At 72.5% G+C, this 5,609-nt stretch carries 6 protein-coding genes; 5 read left to right on the plus strand and 1 reads right to left on the minus strand.

Going from position 1 to position 5,609, the window contains the following annotated elements; translation table 11 throughout:
- Positions 1-233, plus strand: a 233-nt coding sequence (locus ACFV4F_RS42010) for a hypothetical protein (protein WP_380511063.1), incomplete at its 5' end; no start/stop codon positions are given.
- A 453-nt stretch (positions 234-686) separates the two neighbouring features.
- Here the strand turns inward: ACFV4F_RS42010 and ACFV4F_RS42015 are convergent.
- The gene (locus ACFV4F_RS42015) at positions 687-1,178 is read right to left on the minus strand and encodes a carboxymuconolactone decarboxylase family protein (RefSeq protein WP_380447386.1); all 492 of its coding nucleotides are present in this window, start codon (positions 1,176-1,178) and stop codon (positions 687-689) included.
- A gap of 107 nt (positions 1,179-1,285) precedes the next feature.
- On the opposite strand from ACFV4F_RS42015, the gene ACFV4F_RS42020 reads away from it, so the two are divergent.
- From ACFV4F_RS42020 to ACFV4F_RS42035, 4 genes are all read left to right on the plus strand, one after another.
- On the plus strand, positions 1,286-2,257 hold the full coding sequence (locus tag ACFV4F_RS42020) for a pirin family protein (RefSeq protein WP_380447378.1): 972 nt from the start codon (positions 1,286-1,288) through the stop codon (positions 2,255-2,257).
- Between the two features lie 138 nt (positions 2,258-2,395).
- A complete protein-coding gene (locus tag ACFV4F_RS42025) occupies positions 2,396-3,028 on the plus strand; it encodes a methyltransferase family protein (RefSeq protein ID WP_380447376.1) in 633 nt (210 codons plus the stop codon).
- A gap of 193 nt (positions 3,029-3,221) precedes the next feature.
- Positions 3,222-4,172 (plus strand): trypsin-like serine peptidase, encoded by a 951-nt coding sequence (locus ACFV4F_RS42030; RefSeq protein WP_380447374.1) that lies wholly within the window; start codon positions 3,222-3,224, stop codon positions 4,170-4,172.
- Positions 4,173-4,794: 622 nt separating this feature from the next.
- The gene (locus tag ACFV4F_RS42035) at positions 4,795-5,415 is read left to right on the plus strand and encodes a hypothetical protein (RefSeq protein ID WP_380511066.1); all 621 of its coding nucleotides are present in this window, start codon (positions 4,795-4,797) and stop codon (positions 5,413-5,415) included.
- Positions 5,416-5,609 lie beyond the last annotated feature (194 nt).

Raw genomic sequence — 5,609 nt, forward strand, 5'->3', positions numbered from 1 at the left:
TGGCCCGCTCGCTCGCCGGGCTGATCAACGGCGACACCCGCACCGACCCGGTCGCGGCGCGGCCGCCCGTCTGGGACCCGCACGCGGGGGACGTGCGGGGGCGCCCCACGCAACTCGTCTACAGCGCCCGCGGCCGCGCCCCCGCCCCGCGCGCCCCCGGGCCACCACGCCACCGCCGCCGAGCGTCGCGGTGGTGGCGCGGAGTCCGCCGTGCCGCAGGGCGGTGTGGATGAGCTTGTGCAACGGAGCCCTCCCGGATGGGGGTCGGCCCCGGGCGTGCGGACACGCCGATGTGAGGCGGCGGGGTCGCGTGCAGGCCCGGGATGAGGGGGAAACGCGCACGTGCAAACGGCTGCCCGGGAGTTCGGTACGGCCGTGGGGCGTCGGCCCGACGGGGCGACGGAGGCCGTTCCGAGCTGATGATGTCCAGGACATGCCAGGGGGTGAGATGCGGGAGCCGTCATGGCTCCGGCGCCTGAAAGGTAGCGAAGCCCGGACCTGTGGACAAGGTGGGTGCCCATGCCATGACCGAGGCTTTGACCGCCATGACCTGGTCTTGACCAGGCGTCATGCCGCCACTGGCGGTCACCCGCCAACCCGCCGGGCCGGCCTGGGGTTTGCCACGCACACGGATCGCCCGAGGTCCGCGCGGGTTGCGGGAGCCGCGCCGGGCCCCCGCCGCACCGTCAGCGCACCGCCACCGGGCGCACCGGGTGCTTGCTCAGGATCGACACCCGGTTGAAGGCGTTGATGGCGATGGCCACCCAGATCACCGCGGAGATCTGCTCGTCCGTCAGCGCCTCGCGCGCGGCGGTGTAGGCCTCCTCCTGGAGTACCGAGTCCGCCGGGGTGGTGGTCGCCTCGGCGAGGGCGAGTGCGGCGCGCTCCTGCGGGGTGAAGAGCTGGGTGTCGCGCCAGGCCGGGAGGGTGCCCAGGCGCTGCGTGGTCTCGCCGACCTGCAGGGCCGCCGCGGTGTGCACGTTGAGGCAGTAGGCGCAGCCGTTGATCTGGGACACGCGCAGGTTGACCAGTTCCACCAGCCGCCGGTCCAGCCCGGCACCCGCGGCGGCCTCGCCCGCCGCGTCGGCCGTGGCGCGCATGGCACGGAAGGCCGCTGGGCTCTCCTTGTCGACGAACACCCGGCGGCGTGCGGGGGCGGCGGTCACGGTCGTAGTCACATCGCTCACGGGAACTCCCTGGACGTCTTCACTGTCGGGCGGCACTGCGCCATGGCATGATAGTCGAAGATAGTTGAAAGTAGAACTTCTTAGGAAGCGAGCACACCGTGACCACCACCGGCACCAATCCTGCCGAGCCGCACGCCGGAACCGGGGAGACCCGCCCCCGGGTGGAGATCCTGCCCGCCCGGGACGTGCCGCTGGGCGGGCCGCGGGCGATGACGGTGCGCCGGACCCTGCCCCAGCGCGCCCGCACGCTCATCGGTGCCTGGTGCTTCGTCGACCACTACGGCCCCGACGACGTCTCCGACACCGGCGGGATGGACGTCGCCCCGCACCCCCACACCGGCCTCCAGACGGTCAGCTGGCTGTTCAGCGGCGAGATCGAGCACCGGGACAGCCTCGGCGTCCACGCCTACGTGCGCCCCGGCGAGCTCAACCTGATGACGGGCGGGCACGGCATCAGCCACTCCGAGGTCTCGACCCCCGCGACCACCGTCCTGCACGGCGTCCAGCTATGGGTGGCGCTCCCGGAGCAACACCGCCACACCACACGGGACTTCCACCACCACGCACCGCGGCCCGTCACCCTGGACGGCGGCGAGGTCCGCGTGTTCCTCGGCACCCTCGCCGGCGACACCTCCCCCGTCCCCACCTTCACCCCGCTGCTCGGCGCCGAGCTCACGATCCACCCGCACGCGACCCTCACCCTCGCCGTCGACCCCGCCTTCGAGCACGCCCTGCTCGTCGACCGCGGCGACGTCACGCTCGCGGGCACGCCGGTGCGCCCGGCCGAACTCGGCTACCTGGCCCCCGGCGCCACCACCATCACCCTCGCCAACACCGGCGACGAGCCGGCCCGGACGGTCCTGATCGGCGGCACGCCGTTCGAGGAGGAGATCGTCATGTGGTGGAACTTCATCGGGCGGTCTCACGAAGACATTACCCGAGCCCGCGAGGAGTGGATGAGCTCCGCGGACTCCGACCGCTTCGGCGCCGTCCAGGGCTACCCGGGCGACCGCCTGCCCGCCCCCGAGCTCCCCGGGATCCCCCTGAAGCCCCGCGGACGCGTGCGCTGACCTGCTGTTTCGCAGGGCGGGGAGGGGTCGGCGAGCCCCCCTCCCCGACGCCTCCACCTGTGGGTGGACGAATGGCGGCCCCGTTCGTCCACCTGCGGGTGGTGGCGGGTGACTGCGCCGCCGGAGCAACCTTGCCCCATGGATTCCCTACGCTCGGTAACCACCTGGCTCACCGACACGTGCGTCGCGGTCTTCTTCGCCGCCTGGATCGCGGGCGTCCTCTACTTCGCCGTGGCGGGCGGTTCCGGCATCCGCGGCTGGCTGCACGGACTGCGCCGTTCGATGCTCCGTCGCGTCCTGCTGGCCGCCGCCGTCTACGCGCTGTTCGCCCTGCTCGACCGGACGCAGGGCTTCTGGCACCACCTCCGGTACTGGCAACCGGAACTCGCCGTCGTGGGCTCCCTGCTGGCCGTCGCCTCCACCGCCCTCCTCCTGTGGGCCCGTTGGGTCCTGGGCACGATGTGGGCCAGTGTTCCCGCCGTCCAGGAGCACCACGAGCTGCGCACCGACGGCCCCTACCGCATGGTCCGCCACCCCATCTACACCGGCCTGCTCGGCCTGCTCGCCGGAGGCAACCTGGCCATCGGCTTCGGCGTCTGGATCGCCTACTTCCTCGCCGCCGTCCCCTGGCTGCTGCTGAGGGTCCGTGCCGAAGACGGCATGATGGCCGAACAGTTCGGCACGGACCACGCGGCCTACCGCAGCCGCGTCCCGGCGCTGATCCCGCGCCGCCGGCCACGCTCGGGTCCACCCGGCACCCGACTGCCTTGACACCCAGAGGCACTCGGCCCGGCCCGCCCGGAACACGTGCGAGACGGGTTCGCGGACGGTAGGGACGGATGCAAACGGGCGACCGGGCAAGGCGTCGCACGGCATGGTGCCCCGTTGGTGATTCCTCTTCGTGATTTCCTCCTCATCCTCGATGATGGGCATGCCAATCCGCCTCGCTGGATGGAGATTGACGATGCGTCAGGTATTGATCGTCCGGCGTGCCACCGCGTTCGCGGCCGCTCTGGCACTGGGCGTCGGGCTCGCCGCTCCGGCCGCGTTCGCCGGAGCGCTGCCCGCAGGCCATCCGGCGGCGGCCGAGCTCGGGGCGTACTGGACCGCCGCCCGGATGGCTGCCGCGCTGCCCGCCGACGCCGAAGGGGAGACACAGCCTTCGGCGGACGGGCCGCAGCCTGGGGAGTACATTCCGCCGAGCCGGAGCTTCGACGGGATCCCGCAGGCCGGGGCGTTCTTCTGGACCGACGCCAACGGCACCGGCCGCACGTGCAGCGGCTCGGTGGTCCGCAGCCCCGGCCGCGATCTCGTGCTCGGGGCCGGACACTGCCTCAAGGGGTACTCCGGCACCTCACCGGCGCGCCGACTGGGGTTCGTGCCGCAGTACCACGATGGGCTGAAGCCGTTCGGCATCTTCCCGGTCGCCGAGGACGGCGTGTACGTCGCGCGGGAGTACTACGACCTCGGCGTCCACGCGGGCGCCGCGTACGACTTCGGCTTCGCGGTCACCGCGCCGAACCAGGACGGCGAGCGTCTGGAGGAGGTCACCGGCGGCGTCCAACTGCTGACCGACACGGGGTACTTCCACGCACCGGTACGGATGATCGGGTATCCGGCCGGCGCGGAGAAGCCGCTGGGCTGCTGGAGCTGGACCACCGAATGGGCCAGTGACGACCCGGCGGACCCCGGGACCTTCCCGCGCATCGCGTGCGACGGCTTCACGGGCGGGACCAGCGGCGGGCCCATGCTGGTGCCGTGGCCGGGCGGCTGGGCGGTGGTCGGGGTCATCGGCGGCTACCACACCGGTGGCAACACACCCCAGGTGTCCTACAGCGCCTACTTCGGCAGCGCCACCCTCGCCCTGTACCGCGCGGCGGTCACCGGCACACCGCCCGCGGGCCCTGCCGCCTGACGTTTCGGCGGGCCGGTTGTCTCCGAAAGCCTGTGCGGCGGCGCAACGTTGGCGGTCGCGGCCATCGCCCGACCGTCCGGGTCGGATCACACCTGTCGCACTCCGGACCGTGACGAAGGGGAACGAGCCATGACTGCACGGCGGTTGAGAGCACGCGCGGCGGGCGCCGCGATGGTGTTGCCGGCGCTGGCCTGCCCCGCAGCGGCACACGCCGCCGGCGGCCAGGGCCGGACGGCCTGCGGGACGTCGTCCTGGTCGGCAACAGCCAGTCCGGCACCGTGTCGTTCCTGGACGCCACCACCTTCGCCGGCCTCGGCACCTTCGACGCCATCCCCGACCTGCACCAGCGCCTCGCCGACATGGACCCGATCCAGGCCATCGGCTACGCGATCGTCAAGCAGTTCACCGGAAGATCACGTCACCCGACGGCGCCGACGGCAGGGCGCCCGGCCGCCACAAGGTGTGGACCGGCCTCCCCCGCGCGGGTGAGCCGCTCTGCTCCCAGGGAGGATGTGTCGCTCCGGCGCTCTCCGCGATCATCGATTCGCAAGGCGCGCCCACGAGATCGGGCGGACGAAGAGACCGTCCACGCCGACCGGGCGTCCGGACCAGGAGGACCCCCATGACCGCCGGCTCATTTCTGGCACGGCTGCACGGCCGGACAGCGACGGGAGTGCCCCGTTGGGCGGTGCGGGTCGCCTACGCGATCTCGCTGACCGTGCTGCCCTCCGGGCTCTGGCGGATTCTGAGCGTTGACCTCCGGGTCCCGCTGATGGATGCCCCGACCGACGGCCGCCCGCCGCCGGACTGGTTCGGCGGCGAGTGGTGGTACGTCATCGGGCTGAGCGCGGTCAGTGAGACCCTCGCGTTCCTGGCGGTCGGTCTCGTGTGCGCGTGGGGCGAGGTGTGGCCCCGGTGGATCCCGTGGTTGCGCGGCCGCCGGGTGCCGATCCTCGCCGCGGTCATCCCGGCCGGCGTCGGCGCGACGTTCAACACTCTGCTCTGGCCGTATTCGATGATCATGATCAGTCTCGGTCGCAGGGTCGACGGCGGGGGCGACCTCGGTCTGGGCACGCATGGCTGGCAGGTCTTCGTCTTCTACGCGTCGTACTGGCCGCTGGCCGCTTGGGGGCCGCTGCTCGGCATCCTGACCGTGCACTACTACCGCCGTCGCAAGGCCGCCGAGTCGGTCGGCGTGCGCGAGGCCGGGGCACCGTCGCCCGCAGTGACGGTCAGTCACTAGAACAGGGAATCAAAGCCAACCACACCTGCGGACTACGGCAGGGTCCACCGCTTGGTTGTCCCCGCCGTTGCAGTCCCACAGTTCGACGGGCGTGCCGTTCGCGGTGCCCTGGCCGGTGACGCGCGGTTGATCGCCCGGGCCACGGTGGCCAGGCGCCACAACCTGGCACCGGGCCGCTGCCGGGCCGTCAGGCC

Source organism: Kitasatospora sp. NPDC059722 (assembly GCF_042733235.1).
Classification (GTDB): domain Bacteria; phylum Actinomycetota; class Actinomycetes; order Streptomycetales; family Streptomycetaceae; genus Kitasatospora.